Annotated in this window: 21 protein-coding genes; 15 read left to right on the top strand and 6 right to left on the bottom strand. The window is 69.1% G+C overall.

Annotated features, from left to right (window positions below; all coding sequences use genetic code 11):
- Nucleotides 1-28: 28 nt before the first annotated feature.
- Nucleotides 29-2,359, top strand: a complete 2,331-nt coding sequence (gene rnr / locus AC07OD_RS15665) for a ribonuclease R (RefSeq protein WP_218297710.1) — start codon at nt 29-31, stop codon at nt 2,357-2,359.
- A gap of 99 nt (nt 2,360-2,458) precedes the next feature.
- Here the strand turns inward: rnr and AC07OD_RS15660 are convergent, their stop codons facing one another.
- Nucleotides 2,459-3,463: an alpha/beta fold hydrolase gene (locus AC07OD_RS15660; protein ID WP_494597418.1), complete on the bottom strand. Its 1,005-nt coding sequence runs from the start codon at nt 3,461-3,463 to the stop codon at nt 2,459-2,461.
- 167 nt (nt 3,464-3,630) lie between these two features.
- On the opposite strand from AC07OD_RS15660, the gene AC07OD_RS15655 reads away from it, so the two are divergent.
- Nucleotides 3,631-4,350, top strand: a complete 720-nt coding sequence (locus tag AC07OD_RS15655; protein ID WP_494597417.1) for a helix-turn-helix transcriptional regulator — start codon at nt 3,631-3,633, stop codon at nt 4,348-4,350.
- A gap of 69 nt (nt 4,351-4,419) precedes the next feature.
- Here the strand turns inward: AC07OD_RS15655 and AC07OD_RS15650 are convergent, their stop codons facing one another.
- Entirely contained in the window at nt 4,420-5,937 is a 1,518-nt protein-coding gene (locus AC07OD_RS15650; protein WP_494597416.1) for an NAD(P)H-hydrate dehydratase, read from the bottom strand.
- Between the two features lie 50 nt (nt 5,938-5,987).
- Nucleotides 5,988-6,899 carry a MurR/RpiR family transcriptional regulator gene (locus AC07OD_RS15645; protein WP_218341580.1) on the bottom strand — a complete coding sequence of 304 codons (912 nt, stop codon included), beginning with the start codon at nt 6,897-6,899 and terminating at the stop codon, nt 5,988-5,990.
- A gap of 99 nt (nt 6,900-6,998) precedes the next feature.
- Here AC07OD_RS15645 and AC07OD_RS15640 point away from each other — a divergent pair, with 99 nt between their 5' ends.
- The 4 genes from AC07OD_RS15640 (at nt 6,999) to AC07OD_RS15625 (ending at nt 11,893) form a co-directional block, all read left to right on the top strand.
- On the top strand, nt 6,999-8,966 hold the full coding sequence (locus tag AC07OD_RS15640; RefSeq protein ID WP_494597415.1) for a bifunctional 5-dehydro-2-deoxygluconokinase/5-dehydro-2-deoxyphosphogluconate aldolase: 1,968 nt from the start codon (nt 6,999-7,001) through the stop codon (nt 8,964-8,966).
- Entirely contained in the window at nt 8,963-9,769 is an 807-nt protein-coding gene (gene iolB, locus AC07OD_RS15635) for a 5-deoxy-glucuronate isomerase (RefSeq protein ID WP_494597414.1), read from the top strand. The genes AC07OD_RS15640 and iolB overlap by 4 nt, the downstream gene beginning before the upstream one ends.
- Before the next feature lie 127 nt (nt 9,770-9,896).
- Entirely contained in the window at nt 9,897-10,871 is a 975-nt protein-coding gene (locus AC07OD_RS15630) for a Bug family tripartite tricarboxylate transporter substrate binding protein (RefSeq protein ID WP_494597413.1), read from the top strand.
- 44 nt (nt 10,872-10,915) lie between these two features.
- Nucleotides 10,916-11,893: a tripartite tricarboxylate transporter substrate binding protein gene (locus AC07OD_RS15625; RefSeq protein ID WP_492253501.1), complete on the top strand. Its 978-nt coding sequence runs from the start codon at nt 10,916-10,918 to the stop codon at nt 11,891-11,893.
- 162 nt (nt 11,894-12,055) lie between these two features.
- Here the strand turns inward: AC07OD_RS15625 and AC07OD_RS15620 are convergent, their stop codons facing one another.
- Nucleotides 12,056-13,000 (bottom strand): LysR family transcriptional regulator, encoded by a 945-nt coding sequence (locus AC07OD_RS15620; protein WP_218297701.1) that lies wholly within the window; start codon nt 12,998-13,000, stop codon nt 12,056-12,058.
- 112 nt (nt 13,001-13,112) lie between these two features.
- Here AC07OD_RS15620 and AC07OD_RS15615 point away from each other — a divergent pair, with 112 nt between their 5' ends.
- Entirely contained in the window at nt 13,113-14,636 is a 1,524-nt protein-coding gene (locus AC07OD_RS15615; protein ID WP_218341586.1) for a CoA-acylating methylmalonate-semialdehyde dehydrogenase, read from the top strand.
- Nucleotides 14,637-14,780: 144 nt separating this feature from the next.
- Here AC07OD_RS15615 and AC07OD_RS15610 read toward each other — a convergent pair whose 3' ends face one another.
- Entirely contained in the window at nt 14,781-16,013 is a 1,233-nt protein-coding gene (locus AC07OD_RS15610) for an FAD-dependent oxidoreductase (RefSeq protein ID WP_492253500.1), read from the bottom strand.
- Nucleotides 16,014-16,062: 49 nt separating this feature from the next.
- Nucleotides 16,063-17,421 carry an amidase gene (locus AC07OD_RS15605; protein ID WP_494597412.1) on the bottom strand — a complete coding sequence of 453 codons (1,359 nt, stop codon included), beginning with the start codon at nt 17,419-17,421 and terminating at the stop codon, nt 16,063-16,065.
- Nucleotides 17,422-17,635: 214 nt separating this feature from the next.
- Between AC07OD_RS15605 and rpsB the strand changes: the two genes are divergently transcribed.
- The 8 genes from rpsB to rseP all read left to right on the top strand — a co-directional run bounded on the left by rpsB (nt 17,636) and on the right by rseP (nt 25,001).
- Nucleotides 17,636-18,388, top strand: coding sequence for a 30S ribosomal protein S2 (gene rpsB, locus AC07OD_RS15600; RefSeq protein ID WP_218297697.1), 753 nt, complete (start codon nt 17,636-17,638; stop codon nt 18,386-18,388).
- 104 nt (nt 18,389-18,492) lie between these two features.
- Nucleotides 18,493-19,419, top strand: coding sequence for a translation elongation factor Ts (gene tsf / locus AC07OD_RS15595; protein WP_218297696.1), 927 nt, complete (start codon nt 18,493-18,495; stop codon nt 19,417-19,419).
- A 50-nt stretch (nt 19,420-19,469) separates the two neighbouring features.
- Nucleotides 19,470-20,192 (top strand): UMP kinase, encoded by a 723-nt coding sequence (gene pyrH / locus AC07OD_RS15590; RefSeq protein ID WP_056413356.1) that lies wholly within the window; start codon nt 19,470-19,472, stop codon nt 20,190-20,192.
- A gap of 58 nt (nt 20,193-20,250) precedes the next feature.
- The gene (gene frr, locus AC07OD_RS15585) at nt 20,251-20,811 is read left to right on the top strand and encodes a ribosome recycling factor (RefSeq protein WP_218297695.1); all 561 of its coding nucleotides are present in this window, start codon (nt 20,251-20,253) and stop codon (nt 20,809-20,811) included.
- Nucleotides 20,812-20,834: 23 nt separating this feature from the next.
- Nucleotides 20,835-21,566, top strand: a complete 732-nt coding sequence (gene uppS / locus AC07OD_RS15580) for a polyprenyl diphosphate synthase (RefSeq protein WP_218297694.1) — start codon at nt 20,835-20,837, stop codon at nt 21,564-21,566.
- Between the two features lie 8 nt (nt 21,567-21,574).
- Nucleotides 21,575-22,432, top strand: coding sequence for a phosphatidate cytidylyltransferase (locus AC07OD_RS15575; protein WP_218297693.1), 858 nt, complete (start codon nt 21,575-21,577; stop codon nt 22,430-22,432).
- Complete coding sequence (ispC, locus tag AC07OD_RS15570) at nt 22,432-23,610, top strand: 1-deoxy-D-xylulose-5-phosphate reductoisomerase (RefSeq protein WP_369643761.1); 1,179 nt, start codon at nt 22,432-22,434, stop codon at nt 23,608-23,610. Before AC07OD_RS15575 ends, ispC begins: the two co-directional genes overlap by 1 nt.
- Before the next feature lie 26 nt (nt 23,611-23,636).
- Nucleotides 23,637-25,001 carry an RIP metalloprotease RseP gene (rseP, locus tag AC07OD_RS15565; RefSeq protein WP_218341589.1) on the top strand — a complete coding sequence of 455 codons (1,365 nt, stop codon included), beginning with the start codon at nt 23,637-23,639 and terminating at the stop codon, nt 24,999-25,001.
- Nucleotides 25,002-25,011 lie beyond the last annotated feature (10 nt).

Below are 25,011 nucleotides of genomic sequence, written 5' to 3'. Positions count from 1 at the left end.
CACCTGGGCATTTCAGGAAAGACTAAGATTGTATATCAAAAAAACCACCCCCGGCGCGCAGTCCGCGCATCTGTCGGACGAAATTGAAGGCAGCGTGCAGGGGCACCGTGACGGACACGGTTTTGTCATCCGCGACGATGGCGAAGGCGACATCTATATCCCCCCCAACGAAATGCGCGCTGTCCTGCACAAGGACCGCGTGCGCGTGCGCATCGTGCGCCAGGACCGGCGCGGCCGCCCCGAGGGCCGCGTGGTCGAGATCATCGAGCGCCCGCCCCAGCCCATCATCGGCCGCCTGCTGCAGGAAAGCGGCGTGTGGCTGGTGGCGCCCGAGGACAAGCGCTACGGGCAGGATGTACTGATCCCCAAGGGTGCCACCGGCGCCGCCAAGCCCGGCCAGGTGGTCGTGGTCGAATTGACCGAGCCGCCGGCCCTGTTCGGCCAGCCCGTGGGCCGCATCACCGAAGTGCTCGGCGAGGTGGATGACCCCGGCATGGAGATCGAGATCGCGGTGCGCAAGTACGGCGTGCCGCACGAGTTCTCGGCCGAGTGCCTGGCCCAGGCCAAGGAACTGCCCGACAAGGTGCGCGCGCAGGACAAGAAGCGCCGCGTGGACCTGACCGACGTGCCCCTGGTCACCATCGACGGCGAGGACGCGCGCGATTTCGATGACGCCGTGTACTGCGAGCCCGCCAAGGTCGGCCGCGCCAAGGGCTGGCGCCTGCTGGTGGCCATCGCCGACGTGAGCCACTACGTGGAGACCGGCAGCGCCATCGACATCGATGCCTATGACCGCGCCACCAGCGTCTACTTCCCGCGCCGCGTGATCCCCATGCTGCCCGAGAAGCTCTCCAACGGCCTGTGCTCGCTCAACCCCGAGGTCGAGCGCCTGTGCATGGTCTGCGACATGCTGGTCACCGCCAAGGGCGAGGTGCATGCCTACCAGTTCTACCCGGCCGTGATGTTCAGCCATGCGCGGTTCACGTACACCGAGGTCGCGGCCATTCTGGCCAACACGCGCGGGCCCGAGGCCAGCAAGCGCAAGGACCGCGTGAAGGACCTGCTCAACCTGCATGACGTGTACCGCGCCCTGCTGGTGGCGCGCCAGCAGCGTGGCGCGGTGGACTTCGAGACCACCGAGACGCAGATCATCTGCGACGAGAACGGCCGCATCGAGAAGATCGTGCCGCGCACCCGCAACGATGCGCACAAGCTCATCGAAGAGGCCATGCTGGCCGCCAACGTGTGCAGCGCCGACTTCATCGCGCAGGGCGGCCAGCCCGGCCTGTTCCGCGTGCACGAAGGCCCCACGCCCGAGAAGCAGGAAATCCTGCGCAACTACCTCAAGGCCATGGCCGTGGGCATGACCATCGGCGACGATCCCAAGCCCGCCGAGTTCCAGGCCATCGCCGAGGCCACCAAGGACCGGCCGGACGCGCAGCAGATCCACACCATGCTGCTGCGCTCCATGCAGCAGGCCATCTACACGCCCGTCAACAGCGGCCACTTCGGCCTGGCGTTCGAGGCCTACACGCACTTCACCAGCCCCATCCGGCGCTATCCCGACCTGCTGGTGCACCGGGTCATCAAGGCCATCCTGGGCAAGACCAAATACGCGCTGCCGTCGCTGCCGACGCCGGGCGAGGCCCACGCCAAGCTGGCCAAGCGCCTGGCCGCCCGCGTGGCGGCGCCCGGCACCAAGCCGCGCAAGGACGTGAAGCCGCCGAGCCGCGATACGCAGGCCTGGGAGGCCGCGGGCCTGCACTGCAGCGCCAACGAGCGCCGTGCCGACGAGGCCAGCCGCGACGTGGAAGCCTGGCTCAAGTGCAAGTACATGCGCGAGCACCTGGGCGAGGAGTACAGCGGCGTGGTCAGCGCGGCGACGAGCTTCGGCATCTTCGTCACGCTCGACGCGATGTACGTCGAAGGCCTGGTGCACATCACCGAGCTGGGTGGCGAGTACTTCAAGTTCGACGAGGCGCGCCAGGAGCTGCGCGGCGAGCGCACCGGCATCCGCTACGCCATCGGCGCGCGGGTGCGGGTGCAGGTCAGCCGCGTGGACCTCGATGGCCGCAAGATCGACTTCCGCCTGGTGCGCGAGGGGGAGGAGCTGCTCGGCCGCGCGCTCAAGGACAAGGGCGTTGCCTCCGACGGCCCCGGCGGCGCGCGCAAGGCGGGGGGCCGCCCGGCAGCCCGCAAGCGTGGCCCCGCGCCCGAGGCGTCCAGCACCGAACTCGCATCGCTCACGCGTGAGCGCGCGGCCCGCTCGCCCATCCAGGAGCTCAAGGCCTCGGTGAAAAAGGCCGCGGCCGGCAGCAAGTCCGGCAAGGGCAAGGGGCGCAAGCCGCGCCGGGGCTGACCCACCCGGCTTCCACCCGGGGTGAACCGTCTCCCGGGTCGGAGTTTGCTATATATTTGATAGCTTCCGGCGCTTTCCAGGAGAGCGCCAGGGGTCGATTCAATGGGATTTCTCTGGCATGGAGCGGGAGGGCCGCGCCCCGGGGTGTCGCAGGAATTCCGCATACCGCAGCGCCGTGTCCCGGGGCGCTTCCATCATCGGCAGGTGGCCCACCCCGCGCAGTGCCTCCACCTGCGCTCCCGGCAGGGCCGCCTTCAGGGGCCGCATGCCGGAGGGGTGGAAGACGCGGTCGCTTTCGCCCCACAGGACCAGAGTGGGGTGCTGCTCGAGGGCGGCGAGCTTTTCCTGCAGCAGATAGCGGTCCTTGAGCTGTGCATCCCAGAGCCGCGCATTGGATGCCGCGTTGCGCAGCGCGTCCTGCTGCGTGGCGTGCAGGATGGGATACGGCAGGAAAGGGCGTTTCTCGAACACCAGCGCCATCATGGCGTCGAACGCCGCGGGGTCGTGCGCCACGAGCGGGCGCTGCCCGCTGTTGATGAGGTGGTCCATGGCGCTGGGTTGCGGTGAACGGATGCCGTGTGGTGCTCCGATGAAGGCCACGCTCGCCACGCGCTCGGGGTGTGCTGCGGCGAACAGCGCCGCGATCGTGCCCCCCATGGAGTTGCCTGCCAGATGGGCCTTTTCAATGCCCAGTGCATCGAGCAGGCTGCGCAGGCGTTCGGTGTGGGCGGCGTAGTCATAGGCCTGGTCCTCGCGGCGCGTGCTTTCTCCGAACCCCGGCAGGTCTGGCGCGATCACCCGGTGGGTGGCTGTGAGCGGGCGGGCGAACTCCACCCAGTGGTCCTTCTCGGCAAAGATGCCGTGCAAGAGGACGACCGGAACGCGGGGGAAACTGGTGGCGCCCTGTGCCGGGGGCCCTGGCGTGGCGCCGCTGTCCAGGTAGTGGATCTGGTGCATCGCGGCGTCGACGGTCTTTTCCTCCAGGCCCGACAGGCTGCGATTGAGCGCGAGCAAGGGCTCCGTGAACAGCGAGGGGGCACCGTGGTACAGCGCCGTGGCGGCGAGCGCGAAAGCTGCCACGGCAGCAAGGACAATGCGTTTCAAGGAGGGGTCTCCAGAGGTTGTCGTGGGTGGGCCGGCGCATGCCTGTCCTGCCCGCGCGGGGGCATTGGAATGGGGGGCATGGACGGGGATGGCGAAGGCTATCGGGAACCGTGCGAGAAAACTTGTATGTTTGGGCTATGCGCATGCCAGCACGGAACACACTGACCTTGGGCGCCGACCGTGCGCTGTATCTGGGCGACCTTCCCTCCACGGGCTGGCACTGCCATGCGTCGCCGGTGCTGCTCATCGGCCTGTCGGGGCGCTTTGCCTTGCACTGGCAGCCGGGGCGGGTGGAGACGTGCCACAGCGCGCTGGTGGCCGCCGGGGTGGAACATGTGTTCGACCCCTGCGGAGAGCACGTGGCGCTGATGTATCTGGAGCCCGACTCTCCCGAGGCGCGGGGTCTCCGGGGCCCGTTCCAGCAGCACGATGGCGTGGTCCTCGACGCGGCCAGGGCCGTGGGCTCGCGCAGCGCCATGGACGCTTACCTGCGCCACTTCGATCTGCAGGCCCTGCTGCGGTGCGGGGGCGGGCATGCTGCGGCGCCCCTGGATCCGCGCGTGGCGCGCAGCCTGCTGGCCCTGCGAAGCCCCCGGGACGGGCGGTGGGCGCGCGAGGGGCTGGCGTCGTCCGTGCAGCTGTCGGCCTCGCGCTTCAACCACCTGTTCCGGGCGGAGATGGGCGTCAGCCTGCGCCGCTACCAGGTGTGGTCGCAGGTGCGGCTGGCCATGGCGAACCTCGCGGTCAGCCCCCGGCTGACGGATGCTGCGCTGCAGGGCGCGTTCTCCGATTCGGCGCATTTCAGCCGCATGTTCCGGCAGACCTTTGGCATGACCCCCTCCAGCGTGCTCAAGCCCCTGAAGGAGGTCACGCTGGTGGGCCGGTGAAGGCCTCCTTGGCGGCGGTGGGCAGCGTGCGGCCTCGGCCGTGGCGCGGACAACGCGCTGGCCGTGCCGTCAGCCGCCCGCGCGCCGCGCGAGCCCGCTGGCGGTGAGCGCCAGCCCGGCCGGCCAGGCATCTGCCGCCAGCCCGTGGCCATACACCGCCTCGCAGGCGGCGCGCAGGGCACTGGCCCCGGCGGCCATGTGCGCCGCGACCATGCCGGCAAGCACATCCCCCGTGCCCGCGGTGGCCAGCCGTGCGTTGCCCGTGGGGTTGATGGCGGGCACGCGGCCGGGGGCCGCCACCACCGTGCCCGAGCCCTTGAGCACGGCCACGCAGTTGAACTGCGAGGCCAGTTGCTGGGCCGCGTCCAGGCGGTCCGCCTGGACCTCGGCGGTGGACAGGCCCAGCAGCCGGGCGGCCTCCAGAGGGTGGGGCGTCAGCACCGTGGGCAAGCCGTGCTGGCCGCGCGCCACCACCAGCGCGTGCAGGGCGGCCTGGCTGGCGATGGTGTTGAGGGCATCGGCGTCCAGCACCAGCCGCGCCGAGCGCGTGATGACGCCCGGCAGCACATGGGCGACGGCCTGGCCGCCGCCGCAGCCGCAGACCACGGTGAGCTGTTCCAGCGCCAGGGCGTCGAAGCGGCGGAACATCAGCTCCGGTTGCTGCAGGTCCAGCTCCAGATGGCCGCCGTCGAGCAGGGCCACCAGTACACGCCCCGCGCCGCCATGCAAGGCCGCGGACGCGGCCAGCAGGGCGGCGCCCGCCATGCCCATGCCACGCCCCGCCAGCCCCTCTCCCCCCACCACGGCCACGTCGCCATAGCTGCCCTTGTGGCTGGCATGGGCGCGTGGTGCCGCCAGCGCGGGGCCACAAAGCCAGGCGCTGGGGGGCTCGTGCCCGGCCTCCGCGCCCAGCGCGTCAAACCACACCCTGCCCGTGGCGTCACGCCCCGCGCCGGTGAAGAGGCCGGGCTTGAGGGTGAGCAGGCTCAGCGTGTGCCGCGCGGCGCGCGGCGGGTGGGCTGCGTCGGGCGCGAAGCCCGCCGCGAACTGTCCCGTATCGGCGTCCAGACCGCTGGGCAGGTCCACCGCCAGCACGGGCGCGGGGCTGCGCTGCAGGGCCTCCAGGCAGCGGCGCAGCCGCTCGTCCGGTTCGCGGGCCGGGGGGCTGGCGGGGTTGGCTCCCACGCCGATGCCCAGCAGCGCGTCGATGCACAGGTCGGAGGCCGTGAGGTCTTCGGTGGCGCTGTCGGCCCACAGCACGCCCGCGTCCCGCGCGCGTTCCCACGAACGGCGGGCATCGGCGGGGGCGCGGTCCGGGTTGCCCAGCCAGGTGACCACCACGCGCCGTCCGTCGCGCTGCAGGTGCAGGGCGGCCTCCAGGCCGTCGCCGCCGTTGTTGCCGGGGCCACAGGCTATCCACACGGTGCGCGCATGGGGCGCGAGCGCCCGGGCCAGGCGGGCCACGGCCAGGCCCGCCCGCTGCATCAGCGCGTGCGGGGGCAGGGCGGCGGCGGCCTGCTGCTCCATGCGCCGCGTGGCTGCCGTGTTGAACAGAGGGTGCGGCTGCTGGGGCGTGATGGGGTGCATGGGCGGGGGCTGGCAGGTGGTGGTCGGGGTGGGTGCCGGGGGCGGCGGGCTCAGGGCTTCGCCGTGGAGCGGTGGTCGTAGGCCAGCTCCATCCGGTAGGCCAGGCCCAGGAACAGCGATTGCGCGAGGCTCAGCGTGCTGGTGAGCGAGCGGAAACCAAAGGTGGCACCGTCCTGCGCGATCAGGGTGGCGCTGGCCAGGGCCGCGAGCGGGCTCAGCTGGCTGTCGGTGATGGCAAGCAGGCGCGCGCCGCGCGCCACCGCCGCCTGCGCGAGCTCCAGGGTCTCCTGCGCGTAGGGCTCGAACGAGACGGCGACCAGCACATCGCCGGGCGCCAGCGCGCGCAGCTCGCCCTGGTGCATGAAACCCAGCCCGTGCAGCCAGTGCACCGGCTTGGCCGTGTGCTGCAGCGCGTAGGCCAGGTAGGCGCCCACCGGAAACGCGCGGCGCGATGCGGCCAGCCAGAGCGCGGGGGCCTGCAGCATCAGCTCCACCGCCGCATCGAACTGTGCGTCCGGCAGGTTGCGCTGCAGCGCCTGCAGGCTGTCGATGTTGCCGTCGATCACCTCGTGCGCGAGCTGGGCGGCCGACCGCGCGCTGCCGCCGGGCACGATCAGTTCGCGGATGCGCTCCTGGTAGTTGCGGTTGGGGGCCAGTTGCCGCACGGCTCCGGCGCGGAACAGGGCCTGCATTTCCGTGTAGCCCGAAAACCCGAAATGCTTGGCAAACCGCACCAGTGCCGACGGCTGCACGCCGCATTGCGCGGCCGTGGCCTGCACGCCATCGAGCGCCAGCTGGTCGCGTTGCTTCTCGACATAGCGCGCGATGGTCTTGAGCTGGCGGCTCAAGGGCTCGAAGCCCGCATGCACGGCCGCCAGGAACGCGTCCGCGTCGGGGTAGGGGGCGGACGCGTTGCCGGGGGGCGTGGCAATGGGATTGGCCAGGGTATTTCTATTTTTCATTAAATTAGAAAATATTTTCTATATTGGGCTATCATAGGCGCAACGAACCATTATCCGGCGCGCGCTTTCCCGCCGCCGCGCCCTTGCGGAGACCCATGCATGCTCTCTTTTCCTTCCAACCGGCCCTTTGACGTGGCCTGCCTGGGCCGGCTGGCCGTGGACCTCTATGCCCAGCAGATCGGCTGCAGCCTGGAGGCCGCGACCAGTTTCGCCAAATACCTGGGAGGCTCGTCGGCCAACATCGCCTTTGGCACTGCCCGGCTGGGGCTGCGCTCGGCCATGGTGTCGCGCGTGGGCAATGAGCAGAACGGCCGCTTCCTGCTCGACACCCTGCGGCGCGAGGGCTGCGACGTGAGCCAGGTGCAGGTGGACGACCAGCGCCTGACGGGCATGGTGCTGCTGGGCATCAAGGACCAGGACACCTTCCCCCTGCTTTTCGCCCGCGAGAACTGCGCCGACATGGCGCTGGACGCCGACGCGATCAGCGAGGAGTTCCTGGCGCGCTGCCGCAGCCTGGTGATCACCGGAACGCACCTGAGCACGCCCACCGTGCTGGCCGCGAGCCGCCGCGCGCTGGACATCGCGCAGCGCCATGGTCTGGTGCGGGTGCTGGACATCGACTACCGCCCCGTGCTGTGGGGGCTGGCCGCCAAGGGCGATGGCGAAACGCGCTACGTGGGCAGCGACGCGGTGAGCCGCCACCTGCAGGCGCAGCTCGGATCGTTCGAGCTCATCATCGGCACCGAAGAGGAGTGGCTGATCGCCGGCGGCGTGCCCGGGGACCTGATGGCCAGCCTGCGCGCAGTGCGCGGGCACACACAGGCCGTGCTGGTGGTCAAGCGGGGCCCGCTGGGCTGCAGCATCATCGAGGGGGCGGTGCCCGCCGCCCTGGACGATGCGCCCACGGTGCTGGGCGAGCGCATCGAGGTGCTCAACGTGCTGGGCGCGGGCGATGCCTTCGCGTCGGGCCTGCTGTCGGGCCTGCTGCGGGGCAAGACCCTGGTCGAGTCGGCGGCGATCGCCAATGCCTGCGGGGCCATCGTGGTGTCTCGCCACGGCTGCGCGCCCGCCATGCCCACACCGGCCGAGCTGGCCCACTGGTTCTCGGGGCACCGCCACCCCCGGCCCGACCAGGACCCGCAACTGGCCCATCTGCACCGGGTGACGGCGGCGCGGCCGCAGTGGCCCGAGCTGTTCGTGCTGGCCTACGACCACCGCGCCCAGTTTGAAGACCTGGCGCGGCAGGCCGGTGCGCAGGGCGCACGCCTGCCCGTGCTCAAGCAGCTGCTCAACGCCGTGGTGGCCGAGGTCGAGCGGGACCCCGGGTGCGGGGGGCGCATGGGCGTGCTGATCGACGGACGCATCGGCGAGGCCGCGCTGCACGGCGCCACGGGCCGGGGCTGGTGGCTGGGGCGACCGATCGAGCGGCCCGGCTCGCGCCCGCTGCGTTTCGACGGCACGCATTCGCTGGCCTCGCAGCTGGTGCACTGGCCGCGCGAGCAGGTCGTGAAATGCCTGGTGTTCTACCACCCGGACGACGCGGCCGCGCTGCGCGCCGAGCAGGACGAGTGGCTGCAGCAGGTGTGGGAGGCCACGCGCGCCAGCGGGCATGAACTGCTGCTGGAGGTGATTCCGCCCAAGGACATGCTGGCCCCGGGCGATACCGGCGAGGCCGTGCTGCGCGCCATCCGCCACTTCTACGGGATCGGCCTCAAGCCCGAGTGGTGGAAGGTCGGCGCCATGGCCGCGCGCCACTGGGAGGCGCTGGACGCCCTGGTGCGCGAGCGCGACCCGTACTGCCGTGGCGCGGTGATCCTGGGGCTGTCGCAGCCGGTGGAGCAGCTCATCGCAGGCTTTGCCGAGGCGCGCGCGCCCATCGTCAAGGGCTTCATGATCGGGCGCACCGTCTGGGCCGGGCCCAGCCTGGCCTGGCTCAAGGGCGAGATCGACGACGCCGGGCTGCAGGCCCAGGTGGCCGCCAATTTCCGCCGCCTCATCGCGGGCTGGCGCGACAGCCGCCCGGCGCAGGCCGCCACCGCCCCCGAGGCCGCGGGAGTGCCCGCATGACACTGCTCGTCAAGGCCAACCCGTCGGGCCGGGTGGTGGTGGAGGTGACGCCGGCCACGGCCGGATGGACCCACGTGGGGTTCAAGGCCCTGCGCCTGGGCGCGGGGGACGAGGAGTCGCTGGCCACCGGCGCGCGCGAGCTGTGCATCACGGTGCTCAGCGGGCAGGTGGACGTGCACGTGGGCGCACAGGCCTACCGGGCCCTGGGCAGCCGTGCCTCGGTGTTCGAGGAGGCCTCGCCCACGGCCGTGTATGTGCCGCCAGACCGGGCGGTGCGCATCGTGGCGCGGGGCGCCGCCGAGGTGGCGTTGAGCAGCGCGCCGGCGCGCGGCCTGTATCCCGAGCGGGTGATCGAACCCACGCAGATGCAGCGCAGCGTGCGCGGGCAGGGCAGCAACACGCGCCACGTCTGCGACATCCTGCCCGAGTCGCAGCCCGCCGAAGGCCTGCTGGTCGTGGAGGTGATCACCCCGGCCGGGCATTCATCGAGCTACCCGCCGCACAAGCACGACAGCGCCGACGCGGGCCAGCCACACGCCGAAACCGTGCTCGAGGAAACCTACTACCACCAGCTCCATCCCGCGCAGGGATTCGCCTTTCAGCGCGTGTACACCGACGACCGCTCGCTGGACGAATCCATGGCCGTGGAACACCGCGACACGGTGATGGTGCCGCGCGGCTACCACCCCTGCGTGGCCCCGCATGGCTACGACCTGTACTACCTCAACACCATGGCGGGGCCCGAGCGCCGCTGGGCGTTCAGGAACGATCCCGCGCATGCCTGGATGGTCGCGCCGCGCTGATGCTATTTATTTGATAGCTGCTGGCGCAATCGCATCAAGCGCAAGAGCGCAAAAACACCAAAGATTTCCGAAAAGGTTCGCAGAAAACCTTGCCCCTGAACCGCCAACCTCTGGAGACAAACACACCATGAAACGCAACACCCTTCGCATCCTTGCCGGTGCACTGCTCGCCTGCACGCTCGGCGCCCAGGCGCAGACCGCCGCCTACCCGTCCCAGCCCGTCAAATGGGTGGTTCCCTATGCGCCCGGCGGCACCACCGACGTGATCGCGCGCAGCCTGGCCGTGCGCATGGGGCAGGACCTGGGCCAGCCCGTGGTGGTGGACAACAAGCCGGGCGCGGCCAGCATCATCGGCGCCACCTTCATCGCGCGCTCCGCGGCCGACGGCTACACCGTGGGCACGGCCGATTCGGGCACGCTGGCCTTCAACCCGGCCATGTATTCCGCGCTGAGCTACAACGCCGAGAAGGACTTCAGCTTCATCGGCGGCCTGGGCCGCATGCCCCTGGTGCTGGCCGTGCACCCCGACTTCCCGGCCCGGAACATGCAGGAGTTCCTGGCCCAGGTGCGCAAGAGCCCGGGGGCCGTCTCGTCGGCCTCGTCGGGCCCGGGCTCTCCGCTGCACGTGGCACTGGAACTGTTCAAGCAGCGCACCGGCACGGACATCCTGCATGTCCCCTACAAGGGCTCGGCCCCGGCGCTGCAGGACCTCATGGCGGGCCAGGTGCAGTCGATGTTCGTCGACCTTCCGCCCAGCCTGTCGATGATCAAGGCGGGCAAGGTGCGCGTGCTGGCCGTGGCCACGCCGCAGCGGCTGTCCATCCTGCCCGATGTGCCCACCATGGCCGAGGCCGGCGTACCCGGCTTCGAGGCCTATGCGTGGCAGGGGTTCGTGGGCCCGGCCCGGATGCCTGCGGCGGTGGTGGAGCGCCTGAACAAGGACCTGGCGGCCGCCCTGCGCCATCCCGAGACGCGCGCCAAGCTCGAAGAGATCGGCATCCAGCCGCTGTCCATGACGCCCCAGCAGTTCACCGACTTCGTGCGCAGCGAACAGAAGCTGTGGGCGGGCGTGATCCGCGCCGCCAACATCCGCCTTGATTGACCGGGCCGATACGACCCCAGATACCCGACACGAGACACCACGCCATGACCGTTTCCCTGAACCGCCGCCATGCCTGCGCTGCCCTGGCCAGCCTGGCCGCAGGTACCATGCTGCCCGCCGCCGCCCAGACCGCGGCCTATCCCGGCAAGCCCATTGAACTCATCGTGCCCTTCGCCGCGGGCGGCGGCACCGATGTGCTGGCCCGGGCGCTGGCCGAGGCGGCGCGCAAGCACCTGCCGCAGGACCTGATCGTTCTCAACAAGGCGGGCGCCAGCGGCGCCGTGGGCTGGACCGAGCTGGCCAATGCCCGGCCCGACGGCTACAAGCTGGCCATCATCACGGTGGAGATCACGATGATCCCCCACATGGGCATCACCAGGATCACGGCCGACAGCCTGACCCCCATCGCGCGGCTGAACGCCGACCCGGCCACGCTGGCCGTGCGCGCGGACTCCCCCCTGCGCACCATCGAGGACCTGCTGGCGGCCGCCCGCAAGAGCCCGGGCGGCGTGCGCGTGGGCAATGCGGGGCCGGGCTCGCTGGGGCATCTGGCGGCCGCGGCGCTGGAGGACAAGGTGGGCGTGTCGTTCAACCATGCGCCGTACCGCGGTGCCAACCCCGCCGTGCTGGACCTGCTGGGCGGGCACATCGAGGTGGTGGCCGTCACGCCGGTGGAGGTGGCCACCTATGTGGCGGCGGGCAAGATCCGCCCGCTGGCCGTGATGTCAGAGCAGCGCATCGCCGCCGGGTGGGAGGCGGTGCCCACGCTCAAGGAACGCAAGATCGACCTCGTGATCGGGGGCTGGCGCGGTCTGGCCGCGCCCAAGGGCACTCCGCCCGAAGTGGTGGCGGTATTGCGCGCCGCCATCGCCAAGACCCTGCAGGAGCCCGCGCTGCGCGACACCATGGCCCGCCAGAACATGGGGGAGGGCTACCTGGACCAGGCGGACTTCAACGCCCTGATCGCACGGGACAACGCCACGTTCAAGCAACTGGTGGACAGGCTGGGCATCAAGGCCTGAGAAGCCGCCGAACCTGCAGGCCCGCCCTGCGGCGCCCCACGGGGCCGCTGCGGGCGGTTTTCTTTTTTTGGGTGTGCGTCCGCCGGGTCCACGGTGTCCGCCTCGCGGTGGGCATGGCCGCACGGCTTCCCCCGCCCCGGGGGCCGCGGCACGCGCACGGCCTCATGCCCCGAAGCCGGGGGCAAAGGCCTCGCGCAGCCATTCCACGAACACCGACACCGAACGCGGCACATGGGCCGAGTAGGGGCGTATCGCGTGGATCGTCTCGCTGAAGGTGCCCACGGAGCGCCAGTCGGGCAGCACCTGGACGAGCTTGCCCGACTGCAGCGCGGCCTGCGCGCTGAAGTCGGGGACCAGCGCGATGCCCAGGCCCGCCAGGGCCGCGTCGCGCAGGGCCTCGCTGTTGCTGGCGGCCAGCGGCCCGGCCACGGGCACGGTCAGTCGGGGGGCGGTGCCCGGCACCACGGGCTCGAAGGTCCAGGCCGGAGCTTCCTGGGTGCGGGGGTAGTGCAGGCAGTCGTGCCCGCGCAGGTCGCCGGGCGTGCGGGGCAGACCGGCGCGGCGCAGGTAGGCGCGGCTGGCCACCAGCACGGACCGCGTGGTGCACAGCAGCCAGGCCACATGGGTGTCGGGGGCCACGGCGGTGTGGCGGATGGCCAGGTCCAGCCCTTCGAGCGTCAGCGAGCGCAGGTTGTCCGACAGGTCCAGCTCCAGCCGTACTTCGGGATAGGCGCGCACGAACGCAGGCAGCCGGGGCACCAGTTGCTGGCGTGCCAGCGCGACGGGGGCGGTCACGCGCAGGCGGCCCTGGGGCACGCCGGCGCGGTCGCGCACGCTCGCAAAGCTCTCGGCGATGCTGTCGAACGCGCCCCGCGTGTCGTCCACCAGCTGCCGCCCCGCCTCGGTCAGGCCCACGCTGCGCGTGGTGCGCCGCACCAGCGGCACGCCTGCCGCGCGTTCCAGCTCCGCGATGTGCTGGCTCATGGCCGCCTTGCTCACGCCCAGGCGCGCGGCGGCGCCGGTGTAGCTGCCCTGTTCGCCCAGCACGACGAGCCAGTGCAGGTGCGACCACAGGGCTTCGGGTTTGGGATGGATTGTCGATTTCATGGCTCTATTGTTCATCAATGTGAACAATCAATTCACCGCCACGGTCTTGGCGCGGCGGGTTGTCGCTCCTAGACTGCAGGCCACTTTCCACCGTTCTTTGAAAGAGGTTTGCATGACCACCGCCACCCAGCCGGCCCCCATTGGCCACTATATCCACGGCCAGCGCACCATGGGCACCAGCACACGCAGCCAGGACGTGACCAATCCCGCCACGGGCGCCGTGACGGGCCGCGTGGCGCTGGCCCACCGCGCCGATGTGGATGCGGCCGTGGCCGCCGCGCAGGCCGCCTTTCCCGCCTGGGCGGACACGCCGCCCATCCGCCGCGCCCGCGTGCTGTTCAAGTTCCTGGAGCTGGTCAACCAGCACAAGGATGCGCTGGCCCGCGCCATCACGGCCGAGCATGGCAAGGTGTTCACCGATGCGCAGGGCGAGGTGGCGCGCGGCATCGACATCATCGAGTTCGCCTGCGGCGTTCCGCAACTGCTCAAGGGCGATTTCACCGACCAGGTGAGCACCGGCATCGACAACTGGACGTTGCGCCAGCCCCTGGGCGTGGTGGCGGGGATCACGCCTTTCAACTTTCCGGTCATGGTGCCCATGTGGATGTTTCCGGTGGCCATCGCGACCGGCAACACCTTCGTGCTCAAGCCCAGCCCCACCGATCCCACGGCCTCGCTGCTCATGGCCGACCTGTTCCGGCAGGCGGGCCTGCCCGACGGCGTCTTCAACGTGGTGCAGGGCGACAAGGAGGCGGTGGATGCGCTCATCGAGCACCCCGATGTCCGGGCGATCAGCTTTGTCGGCTCCACCCCCATCGCCAACTACATCTACGAGACCGGCGCCCGCCACGGCAAGCGTGTGCAGGCCCTGGGCGGCGCCAAGAACCACATGATCGTCATGCCCGATGCCGACATGGACCAGGCCGTGGACGCCCTCATCGGCGCGGGCTACGGATCGGCCGGTGAGCGCTGCATGGCCATCAGCGTGGCCGTGCTGGTGGGAGATGCCGCCGACAAGGTGGTGCCCAAGCTCGTCGAGCGCGCGAAGGCGCTCAAGGTGCTCGACGGCACGAACCTGGCGGCGGAGATGGGCCCCATCGTCACCCGCGCGGCCCACGAGCGCATCTCGGGCTACATCGACCTGGGCGTGAAGGAGGGCGCGCAATTGCTGGTGGATGGCCGCGGCTTTGACGCGGCGCAGGCCGGCGAGGGCTGCGAAGGCGGCTTCTGGATGGGAGGCACCCTGTTCGACCATGTCACGCCGCAGATGCGCATCTACCGGGAGGAGATCTTCGGCCCGGTGCTGGCGGTGGTGCGCGCCAAGGATTTTGGCGAGGCCGTGAAGCTGGTCAACGACCATGAGTTCGGCAACGGCGTGGCCTGCTTCACGCGCGACGGCAACGTGGCCCGCGAGTTCGGCCGCCGCATCCAGGCCGGCATGGTCGGCATCAACGTGCCGATTCCCGTGCCCATGGCCTGGCATGGCTTTGGCGGCTGGAAGCGCAGCCTGTTTGGCGACATGCACGCCTACGGCGAGGAAGGCGTGCGCTTCTACACCAAGCAAAAGAGCATCATGCAGCGCTGGCCTGAAAGCACGCCCAAGGGGGCCGAGTTCGTGATGCCGACGGCCAAGTAGGACCCGGCGCGCGGTCGCTGGAATGGGGCTTTGGCCCCATTTTTTCGTGGCCGCGGCGCGTTGCCGCGGGCCCTTTCTATCCCCGCGCCCAGCGTCCCTGGCGGGTTTGCCGGGCCTCCCGTTCCGGGGGGACTCCAGCACGCTCTAGAAACGCTGGATGCCGAACTCCTCGAGGCCGATCTCGGGGCTGCGCTGGCCGATCAGGTCCGCCACGGCCCGGGCGCTCCCGCAGGCCAGGGCCCAGCCGCCGGCGCCGTGGCCCGTGTTGAGCCACAGCCCCGGCACCCCGCTGGGGCCCACCACGGGGGCCGCGTCGGGGAGCATGGTGCGCGCGCCGCGCCAAACCTGCAGCCCCGAGGACAGCTGCGCCCCTCCGGGGAACCAGTCGTTGAGCGTGCGGTACAGGCGCTGCAGGGTGGGCGCATGGTGGTCCGCGCCGGCGCCCGCCAGCTCCGCGCCACCGGCAATGCGCACGCGCTGCCCCAGGCGGGTGATGGAGATCTGCTGGGCCATGTCCACCACGCTGGCGCGTGGCGCGTGCGTGGACTCGCGCAGGGGCGCGCTGACCGAATAGCCGTACACGGCGGTCATCGGCAGGCGCAGCGCCAGCGGCGGCAGAAGCGCGGCCGAGGCCATGCCCGCGCACAGCACCACGGCATCGAAGCGGCGCAGCTCGGGCTCGCCGGGCACCGCAATGCCCAGGGGGCTGGTGCCGATGCGTTCGACACGGGTGTTGAACGCGAACTGCACGCCCGAACCTTGCGTGCCCTGGCGCAGCAGTTGCGCGAACAGGCGGCAGTTGCCGGCGCTGGCGTCGGGCAGGTGGATGGCGCAGGCCAGCGGGGCGTCGGGGGACAGCCCGGGCTCGATGTGGCGCGCCGTCGCGGCATCGATCTCGCGTGCCGCCACGCCGCAGTCGCGCAGCACCTGCAGGGCCGGCTGCAGCGCGGCCTGCTCCTGCTCGCTGCGCAGCAGCACCAGGCGTCCGTCACTGGATTCGAAATCCAGCTCGTGCTGGCTGGCGATGGCCTTCAGGCGCTCCTGGCTGTACCGCGCCAGTTGCTCCAGAGCCGGGGCCGGCGCGCTGTTGGCGCGTGCCGCTCGGCGCCAGCGCCACAGCCAGGCCAGATGGTCCTGGCCCAGGCCGGACGCCAGCCGCAGCGTGGCGTGGGCGCCCATGAGCCGCAGCGCCTGGCCGAAGCCGGGCAGGGCCCAGGGGCTGAGCACGTGGGAGCCCAGCAGGCCGGCCGTGGCAAAACTGGCTTCTTCGGCGGCAGCGCTGCGCTGCTCGAACACGGTGACCTCGTGGCCGTCGCTGGCCAGCTCATAGGCAGTGGTGACGCCGACAATGCCGGCGCCCACGATGGCAATCTTCATGAATTTGGGTGTTTTTAGCCTCTAGAGCTTGATTATCAAGCGCTTGTAGCTATTGTTTTTGTAGTATTTTTTCGATTTGCAGGCCCGTGTTGAGCACGGTGTCATCCCGCAGGGCCCTGTGCCAGACCATCAGGCCCACCGGGAGTTCCCCCGGTACATGGCAGGGCAGGGACAGCGCGCAGCCGTCCAGTAGATTGACGGCGCTGGTATTGCGCAGCAGCAGGGTGTTGACGCGGAAGAACTCGGCGTCGCGCGCCGCATCCTGCGCGGCGTCCTGGCCGCCGGCCGGGGCCACATCCGCCAGGGCGGGGGCCACGATGGGCACGGTGGGGGACAGCAGGACGTCGTAGCCTTCCATGCACGCGTGCATGCGGGCCATCCAGTGCTGGCGGGCCTGCAGCAGGTCGATGTATTCCCATGCCATCAGCGCCGCACCCTTGTCGATGCGCGCACGCACACGGGGGTCGTAGCGCGTGCCCGCGCGCTGCAGCAGTTCGCGGTGCCAGGCGTAGGCTTCGGGCGCGGAGAAGCCATGCACCGGCTGCTCCTGCATGGGGGGCATGTCGATGGTGTCGATGGTGGCGCCCGCCGCGCGCAGCGCGGACAGGGTGCGCTCGAACGCCCGGGCTACCGTGGCGTCCATGCCGTCCAGGAAGACCGTCGAGGGGACGGCCAGGCGGTATTGCGACAGCGGTGCCAGGCTGCGCGTGACGCTCCGGGCGGCCAGCACCTCGTGCGCCACGATGGCATCGCGCACGCTGCGGGTCATGGCGCAGGCCGTGTCGAGCGTGGTGGACAGCGGGACGGCCCCGGCCGTGGGGACCAGCCGCGCGGTGTTCTTGAAGCCCACGATGCCGTTGAGCGCCGCCGGAATGCGGATCGACCCTCCCGTGTCCGACCCCAGTCCGATGAACGCAGCCCCCGTGGCCACCGACACGGCGGCGCCCGACGACGAGCCGCCGGGAACCCGTGGCGCGCCGGGCAATGCGCCCGACCGGGCATCGAAGGCCGCGGGCGTGCCGAAGTGCGGATTCACCCCCACGCCTGAAAACGCGAACTCCACCATGTTCGTGCGGCCGATGACAACGCCACCCGCGGCACGCAGGCGCGCCACCGCGGGGCTGTCGGCCGCTGCGGCGGGCGCATCCGCCAGCACCGTGGAGCCGGCGGGCGTGGGCTGGCCGGCGATGTCGAACAGGTCCTTGACCGATACCGCCAGGCCGGCCAAGGGCAGGCGGTCCAGGCCGGCTTGCACCGCATTGGTGCGTGCTTCCCCGAACAGCGTGCGCACGAAACTGTGGGTGTTCGCAGGGGACTGGGCGGCTTCGATGCAACGTTCCAGCTCTGCGGGCACGGCGGTGGTGCCGTCCCGCAGGCGGTCGCGGGTGGCGATCAGGTCAGGGAGCATGGGTGTGCTAGAATCTTTGGGTTTTGCTGGGAGCAGTAACACGGGCAAGGGGCAGTGCAATCCGGTGTGATCGGGCATTGTCGCAATGTGCGTGTGGCGGCTTACGCAGAACCAATCGCAAACCAGCCCTGTCAAGGTGTTGCGTCTTTCGTGAGAAACCACGGCGGCGCAAGTATTGGGGCTGGATTTTAGACCCAACCTTTGGAGTATTTTTATGTCCGTTACCATGCGCGAAATGCTGGAAGCCGGTGTCCACTTCGGTCACCAGACCCGCTTCTGGAACCCCAAGATGGCCCCCTACATCTTCGGCCATCGCAACAAGATCCACATCATCAACCTGGAAAAGTCGCTGCCACTGTTCCAGGAAGCCCAGAAGTTCGCCAAGCAACTGGCTGCCAACCGCGGCACGATCCTGATGGTCGGCACGAAGCGCCAGGCCCGTGAGATCCTGTCCACCGAAGCCCTGCGCGCTGGCGTGCCCTTCGTGGACCAGCGCTGGCTGGGCGGCATGCTGACCAACTTCAAGACGGTCAAGACCTCGATCAAGCGCCTCAAGGACATGAAGGCCCAGCAAGAAGCTGGCCTCGACAGCCTGAGCAAGAAGGAGCAGCTGACGTTCTCCCGCGAGATCGAGAAGCTCGAAAAGGACATCGGCGGCATCCAGGACATGGCTGCGCTGCCCGACGCCATCTTCATCATCGACGTGGGCTTCCACAAGATCGCCGTGGCCGAAGCCAAGAAGCTCGGCATCCCGCTGATCGGTGTGGTCGATACGAACCACTCGCCTGAAGGCATCGACTACGTGATCCCTGGCAACGACGACTCGGCCAAGGCCGTGACGCTGTACGCCCGTGGCATCGCCGACGCGATCATCGAAGGCCGTGCGAACGCCGTGAACGAAGTGGTCAAGGCCGTGACGGCCGAGAGCTCCGACGAGTTCGTGGAAGTGCAAGAAGCCGCCGCCTGATACCCGGCTGCGCGATCCGTCGCGAATGAAAGCGGGGCCCCTGGTGAGCCCCCTTTTTTTTAGGCTGAATCTAATCGATTGAACTGAACACTGAAGGAATAAAGATGGCTGCAATTACCGCAAGCATGGTGGCTGAACTGCGTGGCAAGACCGACGCGCCCATGATGGAATGCAAGAAGGCCCTGACGGAAGCCGACGGCGACATGGCCAAGGCCGAAGAGCTGCTGCGCGTCAAGCTGGGCACCAAGGCGGGCAAGGCTGCATCGCGCATCACGGCCGAAGGCGTGGTGGCGAGCTACATCGACGGCACCACCGGTGCCCTGGTCGAAGTCAACAGCGAAACCGACTTCGTCTCCAAGAACGACAGCTTCATCGCCATGGCCAATGCCGCCGCGAAGCTGGTGGCCGAGCACAACCCCGCCACCGTCGAAGCCCTGGGCGCGCTGCCCTACAGCCAGGACAGCTTCGGCCCCACGCTGGAAGACGTGCGCAAGGGCCTGATCGGCAAGATCGGCGAAAACATGTCGTTCCGCCGCTTCAAGCGCTTCAGCGGCTCCAGCCTGGCAGCCTACCTGCATGGCTCGCGCATTGGCGTGGTCGTCGAGTTCGACGGCGATGCCGCTGCCGCCAAGGACGTGGCCATGCACGTGGCCGCCATGAAGCCCGTGGCCCTGACCAGCGCCGACGTGCCTGCCGACCTGATCGCCAAGGAACGCTCTGTCGCCGAAGGCAAGGCCGACGAAGCCAACAAGGAACTCGTGGCCGCCGGCAAGCCCGCGCAAAGCGCGGAAATCACCGCCAAGCGCATCGACGGCGCCGTGCAGAAGTACCTCAAGGAAGTCTCGCTGGCTGACCAGGTCTTCGTGAAGGCCGCCGACGGCAAGCAGACCGTGGCCCAGATGCTCAAGGCCGCCAACACCAACGTGAAGGGCTTCACGCTCTACGTCGTGGGTGAAGGCATCGAGAAGAAGGTCGACGACTTCGCCGCCGAAGTGGCCGCCCAGGTGGCTGCTGCCAAGGCTGCTGCCTGATCGTTTCCGCAACCCCCCAAGCCCCGCATCTATCACCGGAGAAATTTCCCATGTCCCACGCCGCACCAGCCCACAAGCGCATCCTGCTCAAGCTGTCTGGTGAGGCGCTGATGGGGGATGACGCCTTCGGCATCAACCGCGCCACCATCGTCCGCATGGTGGAGGAGATCGCCGAAGTGACGCGCCTGGGTGTCCAGGTGGCCGTGGTGATCGGTGGGGGCAACATTTTCCGTGGCGTGGCCGGCGGCTCGGTCGGCATGGACCGTGCCACCGCCGACTACATGGGCATGCTGGCCACCGTCATGAACGCGCTGGCCCTGGCGGACGCCATGGACAAGCAGGGCCTGGTGGCCCGCGTGATGTCCGCCATCGCCATCGAGCAGGTCGTCGAGCCCTACGTGCGTCCCAAGGCCCTGCAGTACCTCGAAGAGGGCAAGGTCGTGGTGTTCGCGGCCGGTACGGGCAATCCGTTCTTCACCACCGACACGGCGGCTGCCCTGCGCGGTGCCGAGATCGGCGCCGAGCTGGTGCTCAAGGCCACCAAGGTGGACGGCGTATATACTGCCGACCCCCAGAAGGACCCCACGGCCACGCGCTACACGAAGCTCAGCTTCGACGAGGCCATGTCCCGCAACCTGGGCATCATGGATGCGACCGCCTTCGCGCTGTGCCGCGACCAGAAGCTGCCGGTGCGGGTGTTCTCGATCATCAAGCATGGCGCCTTGAAGCGCGTGGTGATGGGCGAAGACGAAGGTACGCTGGTTTACGCTTGACGACGACGATGATGGCTTGCGGCCTGCACCGGATGCAGACCGGCCCCGAGGAGAAAACATGACGATTGCCGACATCAAGAAGAATGCAGAGACCAAGATGGACCAGTCCATCGCGGCGTTCAAGAACAACCTGCAGAAGATCCGCACCGGCCGTGCCAACCCCGCCTTGCTCGACACCGTGCAGGTCGAGTACTACGGCTCCTTCGTGCCCCTGAGCCAGGTGGCCAACGTGGCGCTGATCGATTCGCGCACCATCAGCGTCCAGCCCTGGGAAAAGGGCATGGGCGCCAAGATCGAGAAGGCCATCCGCGAAAGCGATCTGGGCCTGAACCCCGCGTCCATGGGCGATCTCATCCGCGTGCCCATGCCCCCCATGAGCGAAGAGCGCCGCAAGGAAATGACCAAGCTGGCCCGCAATGAAGGCGAAAGCGCCAAGATCGCCGTGCGCAACCTGCGCCGCGATGCCAACGAGTCCGTCAAGAAGCTGGTCAAGGACAAGCTGGCGTCCGAAGACGACCAGAAGCGCGCCGAAACCGACGTGCAGAAATTCACCGACAGGCACATCGCCGAGATCGATGCGCTGGTGGCGGCCAAAGAGCAGGAAATCATGGCGGTTTAAGCCTTGAGGGCTTGAACGTTCACATGTCTGTATCTCCGGTGGTGCCGCACCACATCGCCATCGTCATGGATGGCAACGGCCGCTGGGCCACGCGCCGCTTTCTGCCGCGCCTGGCCGGCCACAAGCAGGGGGTTGATTCACTGCGCCGCTGCGCGCGCGCCTGCGTGCAGCGTGGCGTGGGGGTGTTGACCGTCTTCGCGTTCTCGTCCGAAAACTGGAACCGCCCGGCGGATGAGGTCTCTGGCCTCATGGAACTCCTGGCGATGGCGCTGGCACGCGAAGTGCCGCAGCTCAAGAAGGATGGCGTGCGCCTGTATTTCGTGGGTGAGCGTGCCGGCCTGTCGCCCAAGGTGCGCGATGGCCTGGCGCAGGCAGAAGCCGCCACGGCGCAAAACACCCGCCTCGTCCTCAACGTCTGTTTCAACTATGGCGGCCGCTGGGACATCGCCCAGGCCGCCGCATCGCTGGCAGCGCGCGGCGAGCCCATCACCGAGGCCAGCCTGCACGGTGCTATGGGCCTGGCCCATGTGCCCGATCCGGACCTGGTGATCCGCACCGGGGGGGAAATGCGGATCAGCAACTTTCTGCTGTGGCAGGCCGCATACTCCGAGTTCTTCTTCAGCGACCGGCTGTGGCCGGATTTCGACGAGTCGGCGCTGGACGAGGCGATTGCTGCCTTTGGCGGCCGCGAGCGCCGTTTTGGCAAAACCTCCGAACAGATCCTGTCCGCGCATCCCCATCCGATGCCGGGCTGAAAGGCCCCATGCTCAAACAGCGCGTCATTACAGCCCTTGTCCTGCTGGCCATTCTGCTGCCGGCGCTTTTTTATTCGTCGTCCACCGTCCCGTTCACCCTGGTGGTGCTGGTGCTCATGGCGGCTGGCGCCTGGGAATGGGGCCGTTTGAGCGGTTTCGGACAGGCGGGCTCCGTGGCGGTGGGGGGCGCGTGCGTCGCCCTGTGCGCCGGGTCGTGGGCCCTGGGCTGGATTGACCGCCCGCTGGCGGGGCTCTGGGTGGCGGGGGGTGGCCTTTGGGTGCTGTCCGCGGCCTGGCTGCTCAGGGCCGGCGTGCCCGGCTGGCCTCGCATTCCGGCGGCGGTGCGCCTGGTGGCCGGGGTGCTGGCCCTCTGGCTTGCGTGGCTGGCGGTCGTGCAGGCGCGCAACGTGGGCGTCAACTTCCTGCTGTCGGTGCTGCTGCTGGTGTGGGTCGCCGACATCTTCGCGTATTTCGCGGGCCGTGCTTTTGGCCTGCGCTTCACCAAGGGCAAGCTGGCCCCTTCCATCAGTCCCGGCAAAAGCTGGGAGGGTGTGTGGGGCGGCCTTGCCGGCGTGCTGGCCATGGCATTCATCTGGGTGGCCGCCGATGCCCACTGGCAGGCGGCCGTTCCCAGCTTCTACAGCCGCATGGCGCAGCAAGGCTGGTGGCTGCTCGTGATCGCGGCCCTGTTCATGGTGGCCATGAGCGTGTCGGGTGACCTGGTGGAGTCCCTCATCAAGCGCAGCGCGGGCGTGAAGGACAGCAGCGGCCTGTTGCCCGGGCACGGTGGCGTGCTCGACCGGGTGGACGCCTTGCTGCCCACCCTGCCGCTGGCCATGATGCTCACGAGCCTGACAACGCAATGATGAAACAACGACTGACTGTCCTGGGTTCCACGGGCTCCATCGGTACCAGCACGCTCGACGTGGTGGCCCGCCATCCCGAGCGCTTCGAGGTGTTCGCGCTCAGTGCCGCGACCCAGGTGGACCTGATGCTGGCGCAGTGCGCGCAGTTCCGCCCCCGCTACGCCGTGATGGCGAGTGCCCCCCATGCGGCGCTGCTGGCTGAAAGACTGCAGGCAAATGCCCTTCCAACGCAAGTCCTTCAAGCGCAAGATGCTCTTGAAATAATAGCATCCCACCCTGACGTGGATGCCGTGATGGCGGCCATCGTGGGCGCTGCCGGCCTGGCGCCGTGCCTGGCTGCAGCGCGCGCGGGCAAGCGGCTGCTCCTGGCCAACAAGGAGGCCTTGGTGGTGGGCGGCGGGTTGTTCATGCAGACCGTGCGCGAGGGCGGCGCGACGCTGCTGCCCATCGACAGCGAGCATTCCGCGATTTTCCAGTGCCTGCCCGAAGATCCGGCGACCTGGGCCGAACGCGTCGACAGCATCCTGCTGACCGCGTCTGGTGGTCCCTTCCGCCAGCGGGATCCGTCCACGCTCTCGCAGATCACGCCCGACCAGGCCTGCGCTCACCCCAATTTCTCGATGGGCCGCAAGATCTCGGTGGATTCGGCCACCATGATGAACAAGGCACTGGAAGTGATCGAGGCGCGCTGGCTGTTCGACCTGCACCCCGACCAGATCAAGGTGGTGATCCATCCGCAGCAGATCATCCACTCGATGGTGCAGTTCAAGGATGCATCGATCCTCGCCCAGCTCGGCACCCCCGACATGCGCGTGCCGATCGCCTGCGGCCTGGCCTGGCCGGAGCGCATCGCCAGCGGTGCCAGCCGGCTCGACTTCTCTGCCTTGACGGCGCTGGCGTTTGAAGATGCCGACGCGGCCCGTTTTCCCGGGCTGCACCTGTCCTGGCAGGCGCTCAAGGCGGCCGAAGGCACGACCGCCGTATTGAACGCCGCCAACGAGGTCGCGGTTGGGGCCTTCCTGTCGGGGCGGCTGCGTTTCGACCGTATCCATGCCGTGAATCTTGCAACTTTGGACGCGGTTTCTCCCTCCAAGCCGGATTCCCTCGAAGCCCTGCTGGACCTGGATGCCCAGGCACGCAATGCTGCCGAGCACGCCGCGGGCCGCCTGGCGGCCTGAGTTCTCACAGCACCACGGACCCGTACATGCTCCTTACCATCGTTGCCTTCATCGTGGCCCTGGGCCTTCTGATCGCCGTGCACGAATATGGCCACTACCGGGTGGCCGTGGCGTGCGGGGTCAAGGTGCTGCGCTTCTCGGTGGGCTTTGGCAAACCATTGCTGCGCTGGCAGCCCAAGGGGTCGCCCACGGAGTTCGTGCTGGGGGCTTTTCCGCTGGGGGGCTATGTGCGCATGCTGGACGAGCGGGAAGCGCCCGTGGCCGCCGAGGAGCGGCATCTGGCTTTCAATACCCAGCCGCTGCGCTCCCGCGCGGCCATCGTGGCCGCGGGGCCGCTGGCAAACCTGCTGCTGGCGGTGCTGCTGTATTCCATTGTGAACTGGAACGGGGTGGACGAGCCCAAGGCGGTACTCGCCAGTCCGGTGGCCGGGTCCGTCGCGCAGAGTGCCGGCCTGCGGGGCGGCGAGCTGGTCGCGCAGGCAGCGCTGGGGTCGGACGAGATGGAGCCCGTGCGCTCGTTTGAAGAACTGCGCTGGCTGCTCACGCGCGGTGCGCTGGAGGGTGTGAACGTGCGCCTCGACGTGCAGCCGCAGTCGGGCGCTGTGCACCGGGAAATCCTGCTGGACATGTCGAAGATCGACAGCCGGGAGGCGGACGCCCAGCTGTTTCGCAAGATCGGCATCCTGGGGCCGTGGACGCGGCCGGTGCTGGGCGAGGTCATGCCTGACGGGGCCGCAGCCCGCGCTGGATTGCGCCAGGGGGACGTGGTGCTCAGGATCGGTGCCAGCGACGTGGTGGACGGCCAGCAGCTGCGCGAGTTGATCCGCCAGTCGGTGCGGGGAAGCGAGCCATTGGCACAGTCCTGGCGCATTGATCGCTCAGGCCAGGTGCTGAGCGTGGACGTGTTGCCCGAGGCCAAGCCGGAACTGGGCGCCTCCGTCGGCCGCATCGGGGCGTATGTCGGGGCCCCCCCTGAATTCGTGACGGTGGAATATGGCGTGTTCGAGGGGGCCTGGGCCGGCGTGGTCAAGACCTGGGATGTCTCCATCCTCACGCTTCGGATGATGGGACGCATGGTGATCGGCGAGGCATCGCTCAAGAACCTCAGCGGCCCCCTGACGATCGCCGACTACGCAGGGCGCTCCGCCAGCCTGGGACTCTCGCAGTACCTTGTCTTCCTTGCGCTGATCAGCGTGAGCCTGGGCGTGCTCAACCTGCTGCCGCTGCCTGTCTTGGACGGAGGGCACCTGATGTATTATCTTTGGGAGGGTGTCACGGGCAGGGGGGTGTCGGATGCATGGATGGAGCGCCTGCAGCGTGGAGGCGTTGCGGTCCTGCTTCTCATGATGTCCATTGCCCTGTTCAACGATATCACCCGGCTCTTTGGCTAACACTTTTGCC

The sequence above is a fragment of the Acidovorax sp. GW821-FHT10E03 genome (genome assembly GCF_059415205.1).
This window is presented reverse-complemented; position numbering and strand designations above follow the sequence as displayed.